The organism is Pelagibaculum spongiae (assembly GCF_003097315.1).
Taxonomy (GTDB): Bacteria; Pseudomonadota; Gammaproteobacteria; order Enterobacterales; family Pelagibaculaceae; genus Pelagibaculum; species Pelagibaculum spongiae.
Genome location: NZ_QDDL01000004.1, coordinates 275,079 through 298,329, shown reverse-complemented (window position 1 = coordinate 298,329; position 23,251 = coordinate 275,079). Strand labels below are relative to the sequence as shown.

At 44.9% G+C, this 23,251-nt stretch carries 20 protein-coding genes and 2 pseudogenes; 8 read left to right on the top strand and 14 right to left on the bottom strand.

The window, feature by feature from the left end; all coding sequences use genetic code 11:
• Nucleotides 1–3 precede the first annotated feature (3 nt).
• The 3 genes from plsX to DC094_RS11795 are packed head-to-tail and all read right to left on the bottom strand — an operon-like array spanning nt 4 to nt 1,748.
• Nucleotides 4–1,005 (bottom strand): phosphate acyltransferase PlsX, encoded by a 1,002-nt coding sequence (plsX, locus tag DC094_RS11805; RefSeq protein ID WP_241504038.1) that lies wholly within the window; start codon nt 1,003–1,005, stop codon nt 4–6.
• A 3-nt stretch (nt 1,006–1,008) separates the two neighbouring features.
• On the bottom strand, nt 1,009–1,194 hold the full coding sequence (gene rpmF / locus DC094_RS11800) for a 50S ribosomal protein L32 (RefSeq protein WP_116687317.1): 186 nt from the start codon (nt 1,192–1,194) through the stop codon (nt 1,009–1,011).
• A 20-nt stretch (nt 1,195–1,214) separates the two neighbouring features.
• Nucleotides 1,215–1,748 carry a YceD family protein gene (locus DC094_RS11795; RefSeq protein ID WP_158527308.1) on the bottom strand — a complete coding sequence of 178 codons (534 nt, stop codon included), beginning with the start codon at nt 1,746–1,748 and terminating at the stop codon, nt 1,215–1,217.
• 89 nt (nt 1,749–1,837) lie between these two features.
• Between DC094_RS11795 and DC094_RS11790 the strand changes: the two genes are divergently transcribed.
• Nucleotides 1,838–2,437: a Maf family protein gene (locus DC094_RS11790; protein ID WP_133245531.1), complete on the top strand. Its 600-nt coding sequence runs from the start codon at nt 1,838–1,840 to the stop codon at nt 2,435–2,437.
• A gap of 158 nt (nt 2,438–2,595) precedes the next feature.
• Nucleotides 2,596–3,030 (top strand): bacteriohemerythrin, encoded by a 435-nt coding sequence (locus DC094_RS11785; protein ID WP_158527307.1) that lies wholly within the window; start codon nt 2,596–2,598, stop codon nt 3,028–3,030.
• 112 nt (nt 3,031–3,142) lie between these two features.
• On the opposite strand, the gene DC094_RS11780 is transcribed toward DC094_RS11785, so the two are convergent.
• Complete coding sequence (locus DC094_RS11780) at nt 3,143–4,123, bottom strand: S49 family peptidase (RefSeq protein ID WP_116687433.1); 981 nt, start codon at nt 4,121–4,123, stop codon at nt 3,143–3,145.
• Nucleotides 4,124–4,323: 200 nt separating this feature from the next.
• Nucleotides 4,324–5,280: a 23S rRNA pseudouridine(955/2504/2580) synthase RluC gene (gene rluC, locus DC094_RS11775; protein ID WP_116687313.1), complete on the bottom strand. Its 957-nt coding sequence runs from the start codon at nt 5,278–5,280 to the stop codon at nt 4,324–4,326.
• A gap of 495 nt (nt 5,281–5,775) precedes the next feature.
• On the opposite strand from rluC, the gene rne reads away from it, so the two are divergent.
• Nucleotides 5,776–8,841: a ribonuclease E gene (gene rne, locus DC094_RS11770; RefSeq protein WP_116687312.1), complete on the top strand. Its 3,066-nt coding sequence runs from the start codon at nt 5,776–5,778 to the stop codon at nt 8,839–8,841.
• 10 nt (nt 8,842–8,851) lie between these two features.
• Here the strand turns inward: rne and DC094_RS11765 are convergent, their stop codons facing one another.
• Nucleotides 8,852–9,304, bottom strand: a complete 453-nt coding sequence (locus DC094_RS11765) for a low molecular weight protein-tyrosine-phosphatase (protein ID WP_116687311.1) — start codon at nt 9,302–9,304, stop codon at nt 8,852–8,854.
• 108 nt (nt 9,305–9,412) lie between these two features.
• On the opposite strand from DC094_RS11765, the gene DC094_RS11760 reads away from it, so the two are divergent.
• From DC094_RS11760 to DC094_RS11740, 5 genes are all read left to right on the top strand, one after another.
• Entirely contained in the window at nt 9,413–10,372 is a 960-nt protein-coding gene (locus DC094_RS11760; RefSeq protein WP_158527306.1) for a lysylphosphatidylglycerol synthase transmembrane domain-containing protein, read from the top strand.
• Nucleotides 10,365–11,849, top strand: coding sequence for a UbiA family prenyltransferase (locus DC094_RS11755; protein WP_116687309.1), 1,485 nt, complete (start codon nt 10,365–10,367; stop codon nt 11,847–11,849). The genes DC094_RS11760 and DC094_RS11755 overlap by 8 nt, the downstream gene beginning before the upstream one ends.
• A 225-nt stretch (nt 11,850–12,074) precedes the next feature.
• Complete coding sequence (locus DC094_RS11750) at nt 12,075–13,361, top strand: FAD-binding oxidoreductase (protein ID WP_116687308.1); 1,287 nt, start codon at nt 12,075–12,077, stop codon at nt 13,359–13,361.
• Between the two features lie 134 nt (nt 13,362–13,495).
• Nucleotides 13,496–14,242, top strand: coding sequence for an SDR family oxidoreductase (locus DC094_RS11745; protein ID WP_116687432.1), 747 nt, complete (start codon nt 13,496–13,498; stop codon nt 14,240–14,242).
• Nucleotides 14,243–14,442: 200 nt separating this feature from the next.
• Nucleotides 14,443–15,168 carry a DNA/RNA non-specific endonuclease gene (locus DC094_RS11740; RefSeq protein WP_116687307.1) on the top strand — a complete coding sequence of 242 codons (726 nt, stop codon included), beginning with the start codon at nt 14,443–14,445 and terminating at the stop codon, nt 15,166–15,168.
• 107 nt (nt 15,169–15,275) lie between these two features.
• Here DC094_RS11740 and DC094_RS11735 read toward each other — a convergent pair whose 3' ends face one another.
• From DC094_RS11735 to DC094_RS11705, 8 genes and pseudogenes are all read right to left on the bottom strand, one after another.
• The gene (locus DC094_RS11735; RefSeq protein WP_116687306.1) at nt 15,276–16,298 is read right to left on the bottom strand and encodes a hypothetical protein; all 1,023 of its coding nucleotides are present in this window, start codon (nt 16,296–16,298) and stop codon (nt 15,276–15,278) included.
• Nucleotides 16,299–16,445: 147 nt separating this feature from the next.
• Complete coding sequence (locus tag DC094_RS11730) at nt 16,446–18,083, bottom strand: esterase/lipase family protein (RefSeq protein WP_116687305.1); 1,638 nt, start codon at nt 18,081–18,083, stop codon at nt 16,446–16,448.
• A 198-nt stretch (nt 18,084–18,281) separates the two neighbouring features.
• Complete coding sequence (locus DC094_RS11725) at nt 18,282–19,988, bottom strand: endonuclease/exonuclease/phosphatase family protein (protein ID WP_158527305.1); 1,707 nt, start codon at nt 19,986–19,988, stop codon at nt 18,282–18,284.
• A gap of 344 nt (nt 19,989–20,332) precedes the next feature.
• Nucleotides 20,333–20,728 carry a hypothetical protein gene (locus DC094_RS11720; RefSeq protein WP_133245530.1) on the bottom strand — a complete coding sequence of 132 codons (396 nt, stop codon included), beginning with the start codon at nt 20,726–20,728 and terminating at the stop codon, nt 20,333–20,335.
• Nucleotides 20,729–20,764: 36 nt separating this feature from the next.
• Nucleotides 20,765–20,842, bottom strand: a pseudogene (locus tag DC094_RS23005) (SEC-C metal-binding domain-containing protein); the annotation flags it as partial.
• A 138-nt stretch (nt 20,843–20,980) separates the two neighbouring features.
• Nucleotides 20,981–21,706, bottom strand: a pseudogene (locus DC094_RS22615) (DUF1186 domain-containing protein); the annotation flags it as partial.
• 296 nt (nt 21,707–22,002) lie between these two features.
• A complete protein-coding gene (locus tag DC094_RS11710) occupies nt 22,003–22,374 on the bottom strand; it encodes a nucleotidyltransferase domain-containing protein (RefSeq protein ID WP_178030898.1) in 372 nt (123 codons plus the stop codon).
• On the bottom strand, nt 22,367–22,795 hold the full coding sequence (locus DC094_RS11705; protein ID WP_116687302.1) for a nucleotidyltransferase substrate binding protein: 429 nt from the start codon (nt 22,793–22,795) through the stop codon (nt 22,367–22,369). The genes DC094_RS11710 and DC094_RS11705 overlap by 8 nt, the downstream gene beginning before the upstream one ends.
• Between the last annotated feature and the right edge of the window lie 456 nt (nt 22,796–23,251).

Genomic DNA, 23,251 nt, shown 5'->3' with positions numbered 1-23,251 from the left:
CCCTTATGGATTGGGCAATTTTTCTTCAATCCTGGCAGGTAGATCTTGACGCGCTTCGGTAATCGCGGTCTCGATCGCATGGTAGAAAGCTTTAACGCCTGCCCCACCATGGCTTTTTACCACAACGCCGCGCAAGCCAACTAGGCTGGCACCATTGTATTCATCAGGATTAATTTCACGGCTTAGTCGTTTTAAGATTGGCAATGCAAGCAAGCCAATCAGACGGCTGTAAATGCCGCGGTTAAACTGTTTTTTTAATACTTTAGCGATGAATTTAGCGACGCCTTCACTGGTTTTCAGTGCCACGTTACCAACAAAACCATCGCAAACTACCAGATCAATATCAGAATGATTAATCTGATTGCCTTCAATATAACCGGTGTAATTAAGGGATGATTCTTGCTCCAGCAAGGCAGATGCCTGCTTGACCACACTGTTACCCTTAATATCTTCAGAACCAATGTTTAATAGCGCTACTGTTGGATTGGGTTTGTTTTCTGTTTCAGAAATCAAAACTGAGCCCATTAGTGCAAATTGCAACAAATGTTCTGCCGTGCAATCAACGTTAGCCCCCAGATCCAGCACATGAGTGTGACTAATGGCTGTAGGAACTGTTGCAATAATTGCCGGACGATCGATACCTCTGATGGTTTTCAGCACGAAGCGTGAAACCGCCATTAAAGCGCCCGTATTCCCTGCGCTGACGCACGCAGCAGCCTTACCCTCTTTAACAAGGTTAATGGCGACTCTCATGGAAGACTGTTTTTTGCTACGCAAAGCGACCGAAACGGAATCATCCATTTCTACAACTTGCTCTGCGTGGTGAATGACCAGTCGGTCAGCGAAAGGGGTGTCAGGCAGCTCTGCCCTGAGTTTGTCTTCATGACCAACCAGGATCAGGCGAATATCAGGATATTTTTTGAGGATCTCTAGGGCAGCTGGGAGGATGATTCGGGGACCGTGGTCCCCGCTCATCGCGTCCAGCGCAATTGCTGGAGCCTGCAAGGCTTATTCTTCGGTGCTGCTAGGTTGGATAACCTGCTTGCCACGATAAAAACCTTCAGGACTCACGTGGTGACGCAGATGGGTCTCACCGCTAGTCTTGTCTACTGACAGAGCTTGCGTAGTCAGAGCATCATGAGAGCGGCGCATGCCACGCTTTGAGCGAGTTTTGCGGTTCTGTTGAACAGCCATTTATCTTACTCCTGAAAATATCAGTCTTCGCTTCTCAGCGATTTTAAAATTGCAAACGGATTATCTGATGTAGATTCCCGCTCATTCTTAACCGGTGTTTTATTAGCGTCACAAGTAAAGCTAATAAGGTCGCCGCATTCACCTTGTTCATGGCGATGAATCGGCGGTAAAGCCAGCAGTATCTCATCTTCAACCACTTGCCAAAGGGAGATCTCGCGATCAACCATTAACACCGGCTCAAGTCCTTCTGGTAGTTCAGGCTCGTCAGCTTCGGTAGTAACCGGGCTTACTGCAACCTGACCTTCCACAGAAAAATCAACCGGGCCGCCACAACGATGGCAAACCAGTTTCAACTGTGCCTTCATATCGCCACGAATGGCGATCTTTTTGCCTTCTCGACTAAAACTGAAACGTGCTTCTACTAAACCGTCAGTACTGTGCAAAAGCTCAGATAGGCGTTTAAGTGAAGAAAGTTCTATCCCACCGGCAGTATCGCGCTCCTTAAGAGCAAAGCGAACAGGATCCAGTTGGTCGAGTAGTATCTCTGATTTCATAGGCGCGGAATGATAGCGACTAGGCCTTGCCAACGCAATCGCTATCATGCATTTTCTGTGGCCAAATGATGATATTCGGACTTAGCACAATGACCGAAGTTAAAAACAACCGCCTAAGATTGGTTTTGGCGTCGTCCTCGGCTTATCGAAAAGCCTTGCTAGAAAAGCTTGTTAGCGATTTCGAAACGGCTTCACCGCAATTTGATGAAACATTAACTACCAATGAATCAGTAAAGGCTGCGGTTGGTCGATTGGCACAAGGAAAAGCACAATCTCTCAACAACCGTTTTGCTAATTCACTGATTATTGGCTCAGATCAGCTGGCATATTGTGATGGACAGATTCTAGGAAAGCCAGGCAACCACCAAAATGCCACACAACAACTACTTAGCGTTAGCGGTAAAGAAGTCATCTTTTACACCGGATTGTGCTTGCTCAATACACAAACGGGTCAAGCTCAAGTATCAGTAGAAACATTTCACGTTGGTTTTCGTCAGTTGGATGAAGCTGAAATTGATCGTTATCTAAAAAAAGACCAGCCTTATGATTGTGCTGGCAGCTTCAAATGTGAAAGTGCAGGCATTAGCTTGTTTCGCTATATGCGTGGAGATGATCCTAATACTTTGGTTGGCTTGCCGTTAATTCGGTTATGCGAAATGCTGCGCCAAGAGGGATATGCTTTATCTTGATTACCATAAAAACAATCACTTTTTTGACGAAATTCACAGTTTGAACTCAAAGACGGCTTCATCTGCGATTTATTCACTAAGCATGCCTACTTTCAATCGTATTTTTGTGTGACTGGACTACGTTGACTTCAGCAACTCTAAATAACCTTGGAATTAACGTGGAAATTAACAACCCCCTCATCGAGTGGAGCGACTCATGCCTGACGGGGATAGCCAGGATAGATGCCCAGCATCAAGGGTTAGTTAGTGGCTTAAATTCACTCGGGTATTTAGCTCTTAAGCAGAAATTCAATGCTAAAAAGTTTATCCAAGAATTAGATTGCTTGATTCGCTGCTTTAGTGAGCATTTTGCTGAAGAAGAAAAAGTGATGCTTAATTTTGAATATGAGGAAGATCGCGAGCACAGAGATCGGCATTCTGAAATTTTAAAAAAATTATTTAATTTAAGAGTTAAGGTGTTAATAACCTCTGACTTTAAAAGCAACTATCTTCTTAAGTCGCTAAAAATTTTTAAGTTGTTTCTCGAGGATGATATCAAGGTTACTAAAGATATAAGCGCGAACTCTAAACAATCAAGCATTAAAGCAGAGTAGCTAATAGAAAATGTCGCACCAGCATCCGGCTTCTTTGCGAAATACATTGCGCCCCTGAAATAAAAAAAGCAGAGCGATTAAGCTCTGCCTTTAAATTTTCAACCATCAAATCTTAGCGAATACGGGTTTCACTATTGGCAGAAAATTGTGCCAGACCAGTAGCCATAGCTTGCGCCACGCCTAAACCTACTTTCTTGGCAAAGCGTTCAAATACATCTTCTTGCTGGGTGTAGTTAACAATACGTTCTTCACCAACAACATCTCGAGCCACTTGACCTGTGCTCTTTAAACCGTCAATCAAACCAAGCGCTAAGGCATCTTCACCAGACCAAACTAAGCCTGAGAAAATTTCCGGGCTTTCTTTTAAACGATCACCGCGACCTTCACGAACCACGCTAATAAATTGCTGGTGTATGGTTGCCACCATTTTTTCAGCGAAGGCTTTTTGTTTGCTAGATAACGGTGAGAACGGATCAAGGAAGCCTTTGTTTTCACCTGCAGTAATTAACCGACGTTCAACACCAAGTAGTTTCATGGTATCGACAAAGCCAAAGGTGTCCATCAGGACGCCAATTGAACCGACCAAGCTTGCCTTGTCGGCATAAATTTCGTCGGCACCTGCTGCCACATAATAAGCCGCACTAGCCATGGTTTCATCGGCAACTACATATAGCTTTTTATCTGGGTATTCAGCTTTGAGTCTTTTGATTTCATCAGAAATTCGGCCAGCCTGAACGGGGCTGCCGCCAGGACTGTTTACTCGCAAAATAACTGCTTTGGAATTTGGGTTAGCAAAAGCTTTACGTAGGCTGCTGCTTAAATCGTCAGCAGTAACCGGGCCATCGGGCATGATCGCGCCTTGTAGCTCAACTAATGCAGTATGGGGTCGAGTCACCGGACGATCTTCAGAACCCGGTGATGCGGAAACCATAAAGCCCAAAATAATAAACAAATAAGCGAAGGTTAATGTTTTGAAAAATATACCCCAGCGACGACTGCGTTTTTGCTCGTCAAGTGCGTTGGATGCTAGTTTTTCCAATGCTTGGCGCGCCCAATCATCTTGCCCATGGATTGGTCCTTGAGGTTGTTGCATAGAACCTCCGTCATTTGGATTCATTTATTATTTCCTTTGTTAAATATTGGGCTGCGCCATTGTACGAGCCATTCAGTCGCAATTTGTGCAACTGCTGAGCATCATCAGTGTAAGCGTCAGCATATTGCGCAAACTGAAATTTTTCAAAAGCGCCGTAACTTACTCCAATTGCTGCGACCCAGCGGGTGATCCGGACAAGATTATTTTTCCAGTCGTTCTAACACTTGAAGTAACTGAGGGTCATAGTCAGCTTCAAAGCTCACTCGGCGTTCATCTGCCGGATGATTAAACTCCAACTTGGCCGCATGCAAGAACAAACGTTTCAAGCCTTTCTGTTCCATGGTCTGGTTAAATTGTTCCCGGCCATATTTGTCATCACCAGCAATTGGAAATCCGACATGCTGGCAATGGACGCGAATTTGGTGGGTACGGCCTGTTAGTGGTGCAGCTTCCATTAAATTGGCATTAGGGTAATGCTTCAACACCCGAAAACGAGTTTCAGATGGCTTGCCTTCATCGCTTACCTTAACCATCCGCTCACCAGAGCGGGTTAAAAATCGCAGCAAAGGCGCTTTAACCGTTTTGCGGTCGGCTGGCCAATCAGAACGAACCAAGCAGTGGTAGCGCTTGTTCATTTTTTTCTCGCGCAATTGTTCTTGTAGCGAGCGCAAGGCAGAACGGCGTTTGGCAATCACCATGCAACCTGATGTTGGTCGATCCAGCCGATGAACTAGCTCCAGTGATTTGGCATTGGGGCGTAGCTGGCGAAATGCTTCGATTACCCCAACCACAATGCCGCTTCCGCCATGAGAAGCCATGCCCGAGGGTTTGTTCAACACCAGAAAATAGTCATCTTCATAGATGATTTTGTCTTCAAGGAAGGCAATTTGCTGCAATGGCAGGCTTGGCTTGTCATCTTTAGCAGCCATTCTGACCGGCGGAATGCGGATTTCGTCGCCTGCCTGAATTCGATATGGTGCCTTCACTCTTTTTTTGTTTACCCTAACTTCGCCTTTTCGAAGAATGCGGTAGACCAGCGTTTTAGGAACGCCTTTAAGGAAATTAATAAGATAGTTATCAATTCTCTGACCTTGATACTCTTCATCAATGATAACTTTTTGCACTTGTGTGCGAACGCTCTGCAACTCCGAACTCATTAACCTACTATCTCTGATGCAGCTAAAGTTTTACTGCTATTGAAAGCCTGCTATATTAGCCGAGCCTGACTGCAACTCCAATTATGAGTTTGAGGCATCAGGCCGCAGGATGAAGATTCCCTGCACTAAGACAACAAAGTACATATTGCTTCAGCAATAAAAAGAAGCATGTACATGTAGGCGAAAAGCCCAGCTGCCGCAAGTTTTAATGCGGCCCTATAAACCTGGCCTTGACAGGTTTGATGCGAAGCAACCATCCGTGGGGCTAAGCCAGAATTTTTGATGCCTGTTGACGCGAAGCGCGACGGGGTCAGCAGTAGGCACGACAAAACCTGCTGCATGTGATGACGAAACTAAAAATAAGAGTAGTTTTGACGTCAGACGTCCTCTGGCAAGCGGCAGTGACTTCTTTATAAAGGTCGCCGTGTTCCCCCCAGGATGGTCTATGTAATTAATGCCGCGCATCCCCCAAGGCATAGTTTGAGACCAAACTAGATGAAACGTATGTTGATAAATGCAACCCACCAGGAAGAGGTGCGCGTTGCAATGGTTGATGGCCAACGGTTGTATGACCTAGATATCGATGCACCTGGCCGTGCACAAAAAAAAGCCAATATATACAAAGGTAAAGTAACGCGCATTGAGCCAAGTCTTGAAGCTGCATTCGTTAACTACGGTGCCGATAGACATGGTTTCCTTCCGTTAAAAGAAGTGGCCCACGAATATTTTCCTAGCAAGGATTTTCAGGGACGTCCCAGCATTAAGGACGCCTTGAGAGAAGGCCAGGAAATCATCGTACAGATTGACAAAGAAGAACGCGGTAGCAAGGGTGCAGCATTAACCACCTTTGTGAGTTTGGCTGGTTCTTTTATTGTTCTGATGCCTAATAACCCACGTGCTGGCGGTATCTCTCGTCGCATTGAAGGTGAAGAAAGAACTCAGATTCGTGAAGCACGTGAATGCCTGAACATTCCTGACGGCATGGGCTTGATCGTACGTACTGCTGGTGTTGGCCGTAGCGCCGAAGATCTGCAATACGATCTGGAAATTCTTTTGAACCTGTGGGGTGAAATTGGCAAGGTGGTCGCGGGTCGTTCCGCACCTTTCTTGATTCATCAAGAAAGCGATGTAACTATCCGTGCAATAAGAGATTATTTGCGAATAGATGTCGGTGAAATCTTGGTCGATAGTCAAACTGCCTATGATAAAGCGCGTGCGCATATCTCACGGGTACGTCCTGACTACTTGAACAAGGTCAAGATGTACCAGGACACCACGCCGCTATTTAGCCGTTTCCAGATTGAAAGTCAGATCGAAACTGCCTTTGAACGTGAAGTTCGCCTGCCTTCTGGCGGTTCGGTAGTGATCGATCCAACTGAAGCGCTGATCTCTATTGATATCAACTCTGCCCGGGCAACCAAAGGTAGTGATATCGAAGAAACGGCACTTACAACTAACTTGGAAGCTTGTGACGAGATTGCTCGGCAGTTGCGTTTGCGCGACATCGGCGGTTTGATCGTTATTGACTTTATCGATATGGGCCCTACCCGCGCACAGCGTGAAGTCGAAAATCGGATGCGTGATGCACTGCGCATGGACCGGGCTCGAATTCAGGTTGGTCGTATCTCTCGCTTTGGTTTGTTGGAAATGTCGCGTCAGCGGCTGCGCCCTTCTTTGGGTGAGTCCAGCAAGATCGTTTGCCCACGCTGTTCTGGCCAAGGCACCGTTCGTGGAGTTGAATCTTTGAGCTTATCTATTCTTCGATTAATCGAAGAAGAAAGCATGAAAGAAAAAACCACACAAATTCGTGCGATTGTTCCGGTTGAAGTCGGCACCTACCTGCTGAATGAAAAAAGATCAGAACTAGCTGCGATAGAAAAGCGTAAGCAAGTATCTGTTTTAGTGGTGCCAAACCCTCACATGTTAACTCCTGAATATGAAGTTCAGCGGTTACGTGAAGATGGTTTGATTGCTGAAGATGATGGTCCTTCTTACAGCTTTGCAGAAGCACCTGAGTTACCAGAGATTTCTCCGGTAATGCAACCAGAAAACATTGGTCGTGATGAGCCAGCAGTTAATCAAGCTGCGCTGGTCGCACCTATTGCCAAGCCAGTAATGAAAATCCCTACTGCAGTGCCTGCCGCCAAAGCCGGTAAGCCTGGTTTGTTTAGCCGCATTTGGTCAGCAATTGTTGGTGAAGCAGAAGAAGCTCCGGCTAAACCTGCCAAGCCTGCCAATAAACGCAATACAAATGATCGAAATGATCGCGGCAATCGTAACAAGCAAGGCCGTGGCAATAATCGTGATCGTCAGCGCAATAATGATCGTAATGGCGACCAGAACAACCAAGATCAGGACGGTCAAAAGGCACGTCGCCAAAATAATCGCAAGCAGCCAGTTGCTCCGCAAGATAAAGAGCAAACTGAAGCGCAACAGCAAGATGGACGTCGTAGCCGCAACAACCGTAAGCCGCGCCAGCAGAATTCAGGTCAACCTGAAACGAATAATGCACCGATGCAGCAAGCGCAGCCTGAACAGGAAGTGCGCGAAAACAACGGTCGTCGCAACAACCGTCGTCGTAATAGCAAACAAGATGATCAGCCGCAGCAGCAGGATTTGCAAAGCCCGGCAGTTCAGAATAATGCAGAAGTCGATTTCGAGCCGCTCCAAGCGCAGGAAAAGCCTGAGCGTCGCCGCAATCAACGTCGCAATCAGCAAAAATCAGATGAAAGTCTGCAGCCAGTTGAAGCGAATGCAGTTGAGCCGGAAGCAACTGAATCAGCTGAAAGCCAACAAGAGCGCCGTGAAAACGGTCGTCGTCGTCGCCGCCAAACCAGAAAACCACAGGTTGATGGCCAGCAGCAAGACGGCCAAGTTGTTGAACAGCAAACTGAGAAACCATCAGAAATCACCTTCACGGTTGATGATGAAGAGCCAGCCGCAATGCCAGCTCGTGAACCTCGCGAGCACCGTCAGCCACGCCAGCGTCGTCATCCACGACAAAAGGCCAGCAGACACCCTGCTCCTGAGTTAGATAGTTCAGAGCGCAAAGAAGTGGCGAGCGAGTCGGTTTCGGTTGAAAAGAAAGCGTTCAATCCTGAGCAAATGCTACACGCTGATGTACCGCCAGCAATGGTCAATAAGCCAGCGCAAGTGGTAAACAAGCCCCGGCCAAAACCTGTAGCGAAAGCTGAAGTTGTTGAAGCAGTAGCAAAACCTGCTGAAAAGCCGGTTGCGCCTAAAAAGCCTGCTGCCCCAGCATCTAAGCAGGTTAGAACCAGAAGGCCTCAAGCTTCGTCTGAAAAACCAGCAGTTGAAGCTCAGCCAGCACAGGTTTCTCGGCCAGCGGCTGCACCAGTTCAGGTTGCTAGTAAGCCAGCAAATTCAGCGATGCGTCAGATAAAGACCAGTCGTTCTGATGCGCCTGTAACTCAAGCGACTGCAGCACCGATTGCTCAGCCTGCTTCAGTGCCAGCATGGAAGAAGCAAAGGCAAAAGCCTGTTGCTACTGCAGCACCTGCAGCAATGAAACAAGTTAAAACCCGTGCTGAAAATGCCTAACGGTTAATGATTACTGTCGAAGCCTAGTTAATAGGCTTCGACAGCCATCTTCTACCAGATCCATCACATGATCAAAGCCGCCATTACCGCCAAAATATGGATCCGGCACTTCATCTTCCTCCTGCGACGTACCATTCAGAAATAATTCAACCTTGTGCTGTAGATTTTCCGGGCACATTCGCTGCAACTTGCTCAAATTCGAACGATCCATTGCCAAAACCAAATCAAATAGCTCGAAATCTTCGTTAGTTACCTGTCGCGCTCTTAGTTGGGTTAAATCGTAACCTCGCCTGCGTGCGGTTGCCGCAGTCCGAGAGTCAGGAGATTCGCCAATATGCCAGGCATCAGTGCCAGCAGAATCGCAACTGATATCATCTTGATCTGACAGCATTTTTCTGAAAACACCATCGGCAGTGGGAGAACGGCAAATATTGCCCATACAAACAAAAAGTACCTGTTTCATAGCGCTCACTAAATGGTCATATAACTTGTCTTACAGTATTTAAACGCCTCTGTTATAGTCCAGCGCATTGATAAAGAGGACAAAGATCCTCGGTTGCTGGAGTCAACTTTGCGTTTTTCCTATAAGGCGATTGTTGTTTCGGTTGTGGCAGCCATAGCAGGTTATGGTATCTGGCTGTTGGCAACTGACTCAGGTGATGGCTTAAAAGCGATCACACAATTTTCTCCCTGGTTGGTGTTATGGGTCAGCTTGCTGTCAATTGCCAACTATTTACTGCGTTTTTTTCGCTGGCAAGGTTTCCTGCGACAGGGGGATTATGCGGTTCCTCCGTTAAAAAGCCTTGGCTATTATCTAGCTGGCTTCGCTCTGACGACCACACCGGGTAAAGCAGGTGAAGCGGTTCGCAGTCTCTATCTTGAAAAACATCAAGTGCCGGTCACTAATAGTTTGGCAATGCTAGTGGTTGAACGGGTGCAAGACCTCCTTGCAGTATTGCTTCTAGCCAGCTTTGCCATTTTACGTTTCCCTGAATATGCCGCTTTTGGTTATGCCGCCCTGGTGTTGTTATCCGGCTTGATCTTTCTAATGCTGTCGCAAAAATGTCAGCATTTAGCAGAAAAAATCATTAATCGAATTCCAATTAGCTGGGTCAATCGGCTGGGTTTTCGTGTGCTAGATATTTTAAAACAAAGCAATCAATTGCTTGGCCCCGTCCGGCTATTACAAGGACTATTAATTGGAATAATTGCCTGGGGACTAGAAGCTTTAGCACTCGGCATTATTGTTGAAGCAACCGGCAACACCATCGATTATTCCCTAGCAGCTGGCATTTATGCATTAGCCATGTTGGCAGGTGCCCTGTCCTTTCTGCCTGGCGGCTTAGGTAGCGCAGAGGCAGTTATGTATGGATTGCTACTGGCTAGCGGCGTTGATTCGGCCAATGCAACCGCCGCAACACTGATTTCTCGCTTGACCACTTTATGGCTAGCGGTTGTCATAGGATTAATCACCTTGCTGATTATTCATGGCAAACTGCCCCAAATAATAAGAAGAAAAAGCTATGAATAAGCAGTATCTCAGCTCAGCTTGTGCCCGTTCAGTTGATCACCCGGTGTGTGTCGACTTGGATGGCACACTCATTCATTCCGATATGCTGTTAGAAAGTCTGGTTCGGGCGTTAAAACAAAAGCCCTGGCTGGTTTTCTTTTTGCCGATGTGGCTAGCTCGCGGCAAGGCATATTTAAAGTCACAGCTTGCAAGCATCGGCAAACCCGATCCATCGGTGCTGCCCTATGACCAAAGAATAATTGGTTATCTCAAGCAGCAAAAAGCCCAAGGTAGAAAGCTGGTGTTGGCCAGTGGCAGTCACCATTCGTTGGTGCAACCAGTGGCGGATCATTTGCAGCTGTTTGATGAAGTGCTGGCCAGTGATGATAAAACCAATCTGACCGGCACCAATAAAGTCACTCTGTTAAAAGAGAAGTACGGCGACCAGCAGTTTGATTACATCGGCAATGACCGAGCTGACTTAAAAGTTTGGCCCCATGCGGCCGGTGCATTAATTGCCAACGCCAGCCAAAGTGTTAAATCTGCCGCGGCTGATCTGCAGTTTGTTGAAGAATTTCCGGCACCCGACAAACAAGCAGCCAAAACTTTTTTTAAAGGCATCCGAATTCATCAATGGGTAAAAAACCTGCTGGTGTTTGTTCCTTTAATGACTTCCCATCAACTCAACCTGCTGACATTTAGCCAATCTGTGTTGGCATTTATTGCTTTTGGATTTTGTGCTTCCGCAGTTTATCTCATTAATGATCTGATGGATCTAGACTCAGATCGCCATCACCACAGCAAATGTAATCGGCCACTCGCCTCGGGCAAAATGTCAATTATGCAGGGCGTATTACTCACCCCTGTGTTTATGCTGATCTCGGCATTAATCTGCATTTCTTTGCCAATGCAGTTTGCTTGGGTACTCGGTGCTTATTTCGTTGTCACCATGGCCTACTCATTACGGCTGAAAAAAACCGAGCTGATTGATGTGCTGCTATTAGCAGGCTTGTACACTGTGCGAGTAGTTGCTGGCGCTGCGGCTATATCAGTTGAGTTGTCTTTCTGGCTACTGGCATTTTCAATCTTTCTGTTTTTCTCTCTGGCGATGATCAAACGTTTATCTGAACTAGATAAATTGCAGCAAGATCAGGGCGAACAAACAGAAAGCCCAATCAAAGAAAAAGCCCGTGGCCGGGGTTATGTGATTGCAGATATTCAAATTTTACAGATTATGGCGGCCACTAGCGGTTATTCGGCGGTGGTGGTATTGGCGATGTATATCAACAACAAAGATATTATGTCGCTCTACCCTTCTCCGCAGCTGTTATGGGCGCTTTGCCCAATCGTTTTATTGTGGATCAGCCGAATGCTATTACTCACCAGTCGCGGTGAAATGAATGAAGATCCAGTGGTATTTGCCATCCGAGATCGAATTAGCTGGGTGCTAGGCGGCATTGCCGGCGTTGCCTTGATTGCTGCAACCTTAGGGCTGTAAATGAATTCCTGGTGAGAATGATAGCGCTTGCTTTGAAATCTCAGAGCGAGCAATTTGCTCCGGCTCTGTCATCCCGAGCAAAGATGCCGGAATCCATGCGCCATGGATGGTAACTACAGAATTAGAACAGAATCATGCGTATTTTCTGAACACGTTAGTAAAACTAAAAAAATGGCTGATAAAAAATTCAGCTAAATAAGAATAATTTAACAGGAGCTGTCCCTGATGCAGGATCTGAGTTGGGGTCGATTATTTGACCAACAAACGCAAGATTTTCAGGAATTGCCGTGGCGCTTTTCAAAAGTGCCACCAGATATCGACTGCTGGTTGCCTTGGGGGAATGGTCGTAGTTATGGCGATTTACCGTTAAATCCACAAGGCAGTCTGATCAGCACCCAACAGCTGAACCACTTAATCAGTTTTGACCCAATCTCCGGCCGATTAAAGTGTGAATCGGGCGTTACCCTAGAGCAAATTATTCAGCTGGTCTTGCCCTGGGGCTGGTTTTTACCGGTCACACCCGGCACAGCAAAAGTGACCCTTGGCGGTGCGATTGCTAATGATGTTCATGGCAAGAACCATCACCATCAAGGCTGTTTTGGTAACCACATTTTGCAATTTGAACTGGTTCGCAGCGATCGGCGCTTAGTTTGTTCCCCTGAAAAAAATAGCGATTTTTTTTCAGCGACTATTGCTGGCATGGGTTTAACTGGCTTAATTAGTTGGGCTGAAATTCAGCTCATGCGAGTGCCCGGCTCTTGGTTATCGACTGAAACCATTCGCTATCAATCACTTGATGACTTTTTAACCATTAATCAACAATCAAAAGATTGGCCCTATACCGTTGCTTGGGTTGATAGCATGGCAACAGGAAAACAGCTGGGCCGTGGCGTTTATATGCGTGGCCGCCATATTGCCCATCAGGCAGATGCTGCCAACAAAAAAGACAAATTAGATATTCCGTTAAATTTCCCTAACTTTGCTTTGAATAAATTTTCAGTCGCGGCATTCAACCAGCTTTATTACTACGGCCACCCGAGCAAATCTGAAATCAGCCATTACCGACCTTTTTTCTACCCGTTAGATGCGATTAATCGCTGGAACCGAATTTACGGCAAACGTGGTTTTTACCAATACCAATGCGTCGTTCCTAAGCAAAGCCCGCAGGCAGTGGTAGAGATTTTAAAAACCATCGCAAAATCTGGCCAAGGATCATTCCTGACCGTATTAAAAGAATTTGGCGATATTGCATCACCGGGCATGTTGTCCTTTCCCATGCCGGGCATTACCTACGCACTAGATTTTGCCAATCGCGGTAGCGAAACCAAGAAATTATTTAAACGATTAGATGCCATAGTCGCCGAAGCCGGTGGCCGGTTATATCCGGCAAAAGATGCAGCGATGAGTGCTGAGTTTTACCAGCAAAGCTATCCGAACTGGCAACAATTTGAAAAATTTATCGACCCTAAAATAAGCTCGGCCTTCTGGCAACGAGTCATGGGCAACAAATAATTCACGTAGGTTTGATAAGCCGCAGGCGCAATCAGACAACAATTAACTTTGAGTTTTAAATGTCTGATCGTCAAACCTACTATCGAATTTGAATATAAAAACAAAAGAGCGCAGCTCTTTCGATGGATATAACAATGAAAACCAATTTAATATTTGGTGCTACTTCGGCGATTGCACAAAAGGTCGCACAAAAACTAGCACAAAGAAATGAAAGGCTATTACTGATCGGTCGCAATGAAGAAAAACTACAAGTGATTGCCGATGATTTAACCGCGCGTGGCGCTAACCAAGTTGATTTCGCTTTAATCGATTTAGCAGAAGTAGATCAAATTCCTCAGCAAATAGAAGCATTTTTGCAATTCAAAAAAATCGAGCATATTGACCGAGTGTTAATTGCCCATGGCACCCTTCCGGATCAAGCCGACATTGCAGATAGTTGGCAGAAAACCGATCAAGCGCTGCGGGAAAATGGCACCAGTGTCATTGCCATATTAGCAACCTTGGCGGAAAAATTAGAACAACAAAAGAGTGGCCAAATTGCGGTTATCTCCTCAGTTGCGGGTGACCGAGGTCGTCAAAGTAATTACGTTTACGGTAGCGCAAAGGCGCTGGTCACGGCTTATTGCCAAGGCTTGCGCAACCGGTTGGCAAAATCCAATGTTCAGCTGTTAACCATCAAACCCGGTTTTGTTGATACGCCAATGACTGCAGCTATAGCTAAAGGCGGGCCGCTTTGGGCAAAGCCTGAGCAAGTTGCCGATGACATTTTAAATGGTCTAGATAAAGGCAAAAATGAAATCTACACCCTGTGGTTTTGGCGCTTCATTATGATGATTATTAAATATATTCCCGAGCCAATTTTCAAACGATTGAGTTTGTAGCTGGTAAATTTTCATTATTGCCTCCCAAGGTTGCACGGAGCGCTATGCGCGACCTGCAACTTTCGGGGGTGGCCGTGAATACCAGACGGAAATTTAATAGTTAAATATCGGCCAATAAAAAAACCAAATATTCACAAAAGGTTAACCGGCATCCCTAGTCAAAGCGGTACTATTAAATAGTCACTTTTAAGGGAGCAACGATGATGGATATTTTCACTACCCGACCAGAAACCCGCTATGGCTGTCCGGCTGCTGACCAGATTCTGATCAATCGTTGCTACACCGTCGGCTATTCGTATTATTTCCGGCAAGCCAAATGGGCAATTGAAATTGTTGATCCGGATAAAAAAGATCTCGAAGAAGTAGACCGTACCGATAATTTCCGTCCGGATTTTCGAGTACCTAAAAACTTCCGCGCCGATTTATCTGATTATCGGCGTAGTGGCTTTGATCGTGGCCATTTGGTAGCCAGTGCCAACCAAAACGACGAACAATTACAAAATAGCGAAACCTTCCTGCTCTCGAATATGTCGCCCCAAGCACCTGGCTTTAACCGACGAATTTGGCGTGAACTAGAATCTGCGGTTCGCCAGCTAGATTCACAGCCAGATGTGCTGGAAACCTATGTCATTTCAGGGCCCATTTTTGATTTTGAAACGCCTATTCAAATGATTGGCCGAGCAGATGACGCTGGCTATAGCGTTCCGGTACCTAGTCATTTCTTTAAATGTGTTTTGGCAGAACGCACTAGCGGCAAGTTACATATGTGGGCATTTGAGATGGAAAATGACCAGCTGCAAGGCAGTCTGGCTGACTATAGAAAACCTACTAGCTACATTGAAATGCGAGCCGGTATTTTGCTTTGGGATCGGTTGACCGGGCCTGAAGTTGATCGAGAAAAGCATAAGGTTCGGGGAGTATGGTAGGTGTGATTAGTCTCTTTTCTTGCCCTTGACTCCTGTTTCGATTGTCATTGATTCAATTAAGAAAGGTAATGCTATGCTCAGCATTACCTTTCTTAAACTAACGATTTTTACTGGGTTCCCAGCATGCCATTTTCTCGCACTCGCATACTCCTCAGTAAAATAACCAGTAAATCCTCATTGGTTATACCGACCGCTACCAATTCTGGGAAATCCGCCACATTAACGCTGCCGCTTATTCGCATGTAAGGTAATCGCGTTGAACCGGCTTTAGCATCGCTAGCCACCCATTTGTATTCTAGAATTGAATCGTCGTAGCGACCGGGGCTAACAAATAATCGCCCTGCTCTGCCGCCAACCGTCAAGTGTTCACTAGCAAACAAGCTGACCAGACCGGCGCTGTAGCCCATTTTTTTATCCAAACTTTGCCAATGCTGCTTGGGGAAAGCAATAAACTCAAAAGTAAATTTGGTTTCTTTACCATTGGTATAGGTAATTTGAAAATATTCATCGTCTAATGCTTTTTCGGTATTTAACAACAACTGGTTGTTCAGGCAAATCCCTAGTTGATTGTGGGGCCAGGGTTGATATGCCATTTGATTGGCGCGTTGTTTGTAACGTTCAAGATGCTCTGCATATTTTTCTCGATAGCGTTGGTCTGAGTAATCAAACTCTACTGTTTTAGCATCAATCTCTACCGCCATATTTAAGAAATTTTTAAGACCAAAAGTTTTGAAAATGTACCCATCGCCCGGCTTTCCTGGATGAAAGCGTATGAAATAAGAAAGTATGCTCAAATCATCAGAAAAAAGTTTATTAAAATACTTAGGCTCATTAAATCTTTCAGATCGTTTCTTTTCAATGCGATTAGCCCAATCTTTTTTTCGCTCAATTCCATCATAGAAACCTATCTTTTTGGCTTTCTTTAATGATGGGTCACTAATGACAACCTTTACCAAGCTATCTTTATATCTTGCAACGGTATAATAACTATCTGATGGTAAGTCCATTTGATACCGGCTAATACAAGTAGATTGAAAAAGGTGTTTGAATTCCATTTTGTTGATTCCCTTGGCCGTACATCCTATTGAAATAAAAAATATTGTAATTAAACCTAAAAATGTTTTTTTCATAGGCCTTTGCTCTGCTGATCAAATAAATGTACTTGCTTCCATAGCAACTCAGTTAGTTTAACCATCACATTTTCGCTATCAAAAAATAGCTGGTGCTCTTGGTCAAGATCCAACGGGAACTTGCGACTGCTTAATACATCAGGGTATTTACCGGCACCTACATGTACCGTGCCGTCGCCCGGGGCATTGGCAGGTTGTAGTTGAAAATGAATATTGGGAGGTGGGAGGTGGGAGAACACGATTTAGCAGAACATTTTCATGACCATCACTAAAACGTGACTGTCGCCATGCTTGGCGATAACGAACCACATAATCAGTCATTGATTGCCGATCGGTCAGCTGTAAGTTGCCTTCACCTAAAGAGTAACGATCATTTTGCTGCTCAAAAATTTGCCAATTATGCGGCAAACCTTCAGGGGCTTGTGCTGCGTACCAAATACATTGGTCATATGAAGGAAATTCTTCATTATTTCCATACAGAAGTTTTGTATTAAAATGAAATTTATTAGATAGCCGACTATGAAACTGATATACCTTGAATATTCTTTGCTCATAATCATCAGATGTTTCTTTATTAAAAACGAAACCACTTGCTGGCATCAGTAATTTTGGCTGAATCAAGCTATACCAAGTTGAAGTATCCTTATAAAAATCAAATATCTTCTCACCTGGATACTGCTGACTGATTGATATAGCGTCCTGCTCTTCAATTTGAATTTTAAACCAGTCATGGTTGCCGTTTTTATCTTTGTAATACTGATTAGGCAATAACTCTAAGGCGCCCTGACAATAACCAACCACTGCGGTTACTTCTGCTGCATTTATTCCCAGCGCCAGCCCCGAAGGAAAACCATAACCGCAACGAGTATTTATATAAGTTGCCGGGCTGCCATGGGTTGGCATTGCACCGTGAATCACCGCATCAAAATCAGCACCTTCAAGAATGGCCGCAGCACGGCTCGCATACCCCCCCATAGAATGACTGACCACAATAATTTTTACATTATCTTGTTCAACTGAATATTCTTCGACGAGCTCTTTTTTGATTGCTTCTATTCGGCTTTTAAGTCGCTCTCCCGACTTTTGGTTGCTCAACATCCAGTTGTAGCCCACAGCGTAAGTTTCAAAATTCCAATTATGAAATTGAGAGCCTAGCTCGGACGAAACCCAACTATTTAACCAGCTAAGAAAGCGTCCATAACTTCCCCAAAGCACTTCACCCCATCCTTGTTGGCGCCGCCGTTCAATGTCTCGAGGTTGTATCGATGTGAATGTTGTAAAGTAACTCTCGGTTCCTCGATCCACTTGTAACAGCGCATTATTTCGATCGGTTGCACCAGGTTCGGCATTCACTAACATCTGTTTTCGATCATCAGGACCTGACAATAACAAGCTGCCTAAATGCCAAATAGCACGGACTTTTCGCCAATTTTGTTTACCACCCTCCAGCTTTCTAATTTCTTCATTATCTTCATATTGCAATTGAGGCTGAAGCTTCAAATGATGGCTCGCCCGTTTTGCAATATTTCCCGCTGAATCTGCTGATTGAACGCCTGAACTTTTGCCTATCGCATTACGCAACTTAAGTTGCATATAGCGATTTTGCTGCTCTCGCTGTGCCATTAGCCAACCGGTTGGGTTGCTGCCCGTTCCCACTGCTGGGTCCCAAACAACGGTTTCTTTTTCGGTATTAAATAGCCGTGACCCCATAATGCCCGGCACAAAAACCAGTCCGACCACGCTCTTTCGCTTGCAGCTACAAGGTATTCCGTAATGTTGATGCATATAACCGTCCTTGGTTCCAATGCATAATCAATGAATTTAATACTTTAGCGAATTCGAAAATGGTTTGTCTGTAGGAGATTTACCTGAAGTGACGTGAGACATTGGCTATTGATGGACTTTCAATATGTGCCGATTATTTTCACTGGGAGCGCGGGCCGGCCGCCTAAGCTCCCAGTAGAGCTGCTAGTTGAACTATACCTAACGGCGAATCAACTTGAAGGTCTGATTCTTGCCAATGCTATTTGAACCCGCACTTAGCCCAGCACTGCCACCAAAATCAGCACGCAAATACTTACCATTATCGGCTTTCAATGCCAGCGAGTTATTTCCAAGATCAACCAATGTGAATGACCCAGCAGAGCTAATGTTGTCGCTTGATGCTTTTAATGTACCGAGTAAATATGAATCAAGCGCTACATAGTGGCCGTCGAATGCTTGAATTGCATACTGACCATTTTCAAGTGCTTTAAGGGTGTAGCTTTCCCAAGTACCCATTTGATCAGAACCGGCAGAAATAAAGCTATTGCCGCCACTCATGCTGCGCATGTAATAACCATTGGCGGTTTTAAAATGTACAATATCGCCCACAAAAGGAAATGCAGCGCGTAGTGGCTGACTTTCAGTTGGGTAACTAAAAACGCCTCGTGCTGCGTAATGGTCAGATAAATCCCATTCGCCCCAAAGTGCGTCGGTCATTGTACGTGGCGCAAAAATCTCTTGGTAAGCACTGTTTGGCTGCAAGTGATTATTCGAAGTTAATGTGTAATCAAGGAATTGCACATAAGGCTGTTTGGCCCAAAAGTTAGTATCTGCATCATAAGAGAAACCATGGCCGCGGTTTGCGGGTTCAGTTGCACCAAGAACCGCTTCTAAATAATCTCGGTCTTCAGCCAGGTCAATTTTATTTACATTAAAGTCACCCGCCATAATCACAGGCTCATCGGCAGGAATGTTCAAACTGCGAATGTACTCGCCCATTTGTTGTAATTGAGCTAAGCGCATATTGCGATTGGCATCATCGTCTTCTGACTGGGTATGCGTTGCAAAAACGTGGTACGGATTACCTTGCTTGTTGATTTTTAAATAAATCACACCGCGGGTTGCTGCACATTGAATGCCGTTACAAACGGTGTATTTAAAGCTGTCTTCAACAGAAATAGGCCAGCGCGATAAAATCCGAGTACCCGAGCCCATCAGTTTTCCAACGGTAAATACATCAGAAGATTGGTAAGGATATTCCGTGCGCAGCTCATTCAACAGTTGCGTGGTTTGAATATGATCAAAAACCTCGGTCAATACCAGCGCATCATAACCTGCCATTACGGCAGGCATTTGGTTTAAACGGCTATCGACTTTTTTAGAGCCAAAGATAGTAGTAGCCCAAATATTGTAACTTAAAACATTAAACTGATTGGCCTTGCCAAGCGCCGGTTTTTTATCCTGTTCATGCAGCACATACGTCAGCTTGCCGCCTTTACCGAGGTTCTCTGCATTAAACGCCAAGGTGTTTTTATCGCCGGCCAATATCGTGTTAAAACGTTGAATATTAGCGTTGGTTTGTGGCGCTACCAATAAGTCAGATGTATTGGCACCAAAACTTAAATTGGTTCCTTGAGTTTGCTGAGTCAGATTAATCTGATAATTGTTGCTGGATAGCTGAATATTCAAGCGGCTATCGGCACTCGCGTTGCGAGTAACTTTAGCCAGGGTAGCGCTGGCCAGCGGGCCTAGTTCAGTGATCTTTTGCTGAACTTGAGCGTTGCCAGAAACAACTACCTGCAAGGTATCTGGCGTGCTATTAGTGAAAACAATCTCGGTATCAAGGGTTTTGGGTGTTGCGGACATCGCCAGAACTGAACTGCTAACCAACGCTAGTGCGATGGAACTAAATGCTTTCCTAATCATTATTAGATCTCTTTGCTACAGAGCGAAACTGCGTTCTCGCTCTTTTATGCGCCTTATTCTATTTAACATTTAACTTTTGTGACAGTTTATTCTGAATGGTGTTCTGGTTGATTTGATAAGAAGCTGTAGGCACGAACTGAAGCCATAAAAATCTGGCGAACAGAAAAAGCGGCTAGGATGCAGTGCTCTTATGAGTAAACCAATTGGTTTTCATTAATAAAACTCTGATATTTCTATTGATACCGAATTAAAGCAGGCTGATTAAGCCTTAAGGCGCACCCAACAACCACCCGAAAATACAGCTGTCTCGGGGGCATCATCTTATGCAAACATTTACGCAGTGATTAATATTTACACTGACTCGTCAGTTCAATACCTTGCTGGCAAGCGATATTGAAAACATGCTCAACATAGCGCTCACGATTGTCGCAATTATTTTCAAGCTGTTGCGATATTAGCCATTGTTGCAAAGGGATTGGGCGAATTATCACCTTGATGAATTGATGCTTTTCATTGCTGTACTCTGCTTCGGCAGCCTTGGCTCGGTGCTGCCACTCTTCCCAACTTTTCAGATTTTTTAGTTCTTCAGTGGTTGAATTTGCGATGATCGCGTCATACTCTTTTTTGTTTCGATAACAGGTATACAATATGTTGATAGGTGCCTGTATTTTGTTGGCATAAAGAAATCGCAAAGGAATATAAAGCGGCAGCATTATTAGCTGTAAAAGTGCTCGGATCATTACGGTGCTTTTCTCATGTTTATTTGTTGTGTTTATTTAACCACAGCACTTTTTGTATTTCTTTCCACTGCCACAAGTACAGGGGTCATTGCGCCCTACTTTTGGCATTTCACGAACAAAAGTGCGCTCTAATGGATCCTGTAAGGCTTGAAGCTGAGGAAGTAATGACTCAAGATCATAATCTTCATCCTCAAAGCCGTATTCACTCAAATTACCATCGTCATATTTTGCTGCTGGCTTAAAACAGTGCCATGTTTCGAGGCTGGCAATCGTATCGGTGATCAGGTCTTTATGAAAAGTAACTTCAAGTGTATCCGGCTCACTAGATTTCAGCTTATTTTCAACGTGTTTCAGCTGGCTATAGCGCTTCATTTCTGGCCAGCGCTGATAGGCTTTTCGGATATCCGGCAGCAAATCGGCAAACCCATGCATTTCACAAAGACTCACCAGCGCAATGGGAAGATAACCCTCTTTGGGATCATACTGGAGTTTCCCTGCCAGCATTGAGTGACAATAATCTTTCAATGTATCCACTGAAAGCACATTTTGAAAAGTGAGTGTACCCAGGGCATAGAAAGCCGCAGAGCGAACATACGGATCAACCTCAGGGTTTTCTGCCAAAGCTCTAATCGGATTAATGTCGCCATCGCACACTGAAGCAATAATACGCGGCAGGCTCTCGGTTACTAAATCTCCCAGCAAGTCCTCACTGTCTTCTAGCCGCCCTAGCATTCTTATCAATGGTTGGTAAGCAGCGGTTTCTCTAAATTGCCCGAGCAAAAATAAGGCAAACAGCATCAACTCGGCCTGCTCATTCTCCAATGCTTTTTCAACATCTTCTGCAACTGTTTCCAGATATTGCAGCAGCAGAGGTGCAGATATTTCCTGCTGATCAATCAGTGTCTGCAAAGCATCACGAGGAAAAACACCCGGCTGAAAAACAGACAATTGTTTGATCGCTTTTTGTACGTCATTCATGAAACGGGTTTCCTATCGGCATAACATTTGTTTTTAAGTCAGTGTCGAAAAAGCAGACGGTAGACCAGTATCGATGATGACTGGTCTACTCATAAGGAAAGTTTTAGTAGGTATTGTTATTGCTTTGGGTGGCAATGGTTTTCTATGGATAAAACATCGCATTCGTTGGGAGTTGGCAAGGTCTGGCGTGACTTGGAACACACTGAAAATAAGATAGCAACCAGTGTTGAACCATCCAGCGATGTAGTGAAGGTAGAAATATCTAGCTTCGGTATATGGCCGCCTAAAGCTAGCGGCTATGATATTTCAACCGAGTTTTTAGAGATTTTCTGATAGAAAACAACCCCTACTCGCTGGATATGTTGTACAAGATTTGAGTTATCAATTTCGGATAGAATCGACAAATCAAAACTGTAAGGCAGAAACAGTGCATCCAGCTGTTCATCAAGCTGATAAATTGAATCAAGAATAAGCGATGCTTCATTATCAGCAATCAGGGTCAGGTCGATATCCGAGCCATTGCGATAATTACCTTTGGCACGAGAGCCATACAAGATCGCCTTTCCAATCTCAGGATTTTCCGCCATAACCTGCTGTATTTGCCTGATCACCCTCTCATTCAAGCCACAATCGATATCTTGCAATGTGCGAGTAAAACACTCAGTCATCTGCTTGATCTACCCATTGCTGCAAAGTAGTTTTCAGTGCAATAAATGCTGGATGGTAGCGATGGAGGATTTTGCCAGCAATATCTCGAACAACCTCCTCACGGTAGGTATGGGTAGTCAAATTACGACTTTTAATCATCTCCATCCAATCTTCACCACTTTCTAACAAATCAGCTTTGAAAGCAGCCCGCGTCGCATCACGTGAGCCGATAATCTGGCCAACACCCCGATAGGTTAGAAAATCTTTCAGAGTATTCCAGGCCAGTTCATGAGTAAATTCAAAGGCCTGAATCAGTCCTTGCTGCTCCAGTTCACTTAACGGACGAGTCGCGGCCAACTCAGCGGCATCAGTTAACCGTCCCAATGCCCGCTGATAGTTATCAAACCGCTGAATCCAACGGATATCCGCAGGTTGTGTCATGGAAACATTCTCCTCTAACAAGCAACAGCATGCTCATTAATAATTTAAATTCATTGGTTTTTTTGGATTCAATGCGAGTGAAACATACGCTAAAAGTAGCAAAGGGGTTCCATCTTAGACCTTCATTAATAGCGCATACCTACTTAACACCGACCAAGCCCCCCTTGCTTCTCGACCATTATAACGGCATTTGCCACATATCAATAGTTGCAGGCATATGATGAAACCAGCTTCCGTAGGTCATCCCTGAGCCAAAGTGACAAGGCATGGAGCCTGCATTAGAGCGACGCAGGATGCCAAAGCCGGAGCGTAAAACTACAAAAAGAAAAATCGGAAAAACCCGGTTGATTCGTTTATAAATCAACCGGAATATGCGTTTACCCATAAATTATTTGGTGGTGGGAATAAATAAAGCTATGGGTGGCATCGTTTTTTGCATCGTTTTTTCCTGTCTCT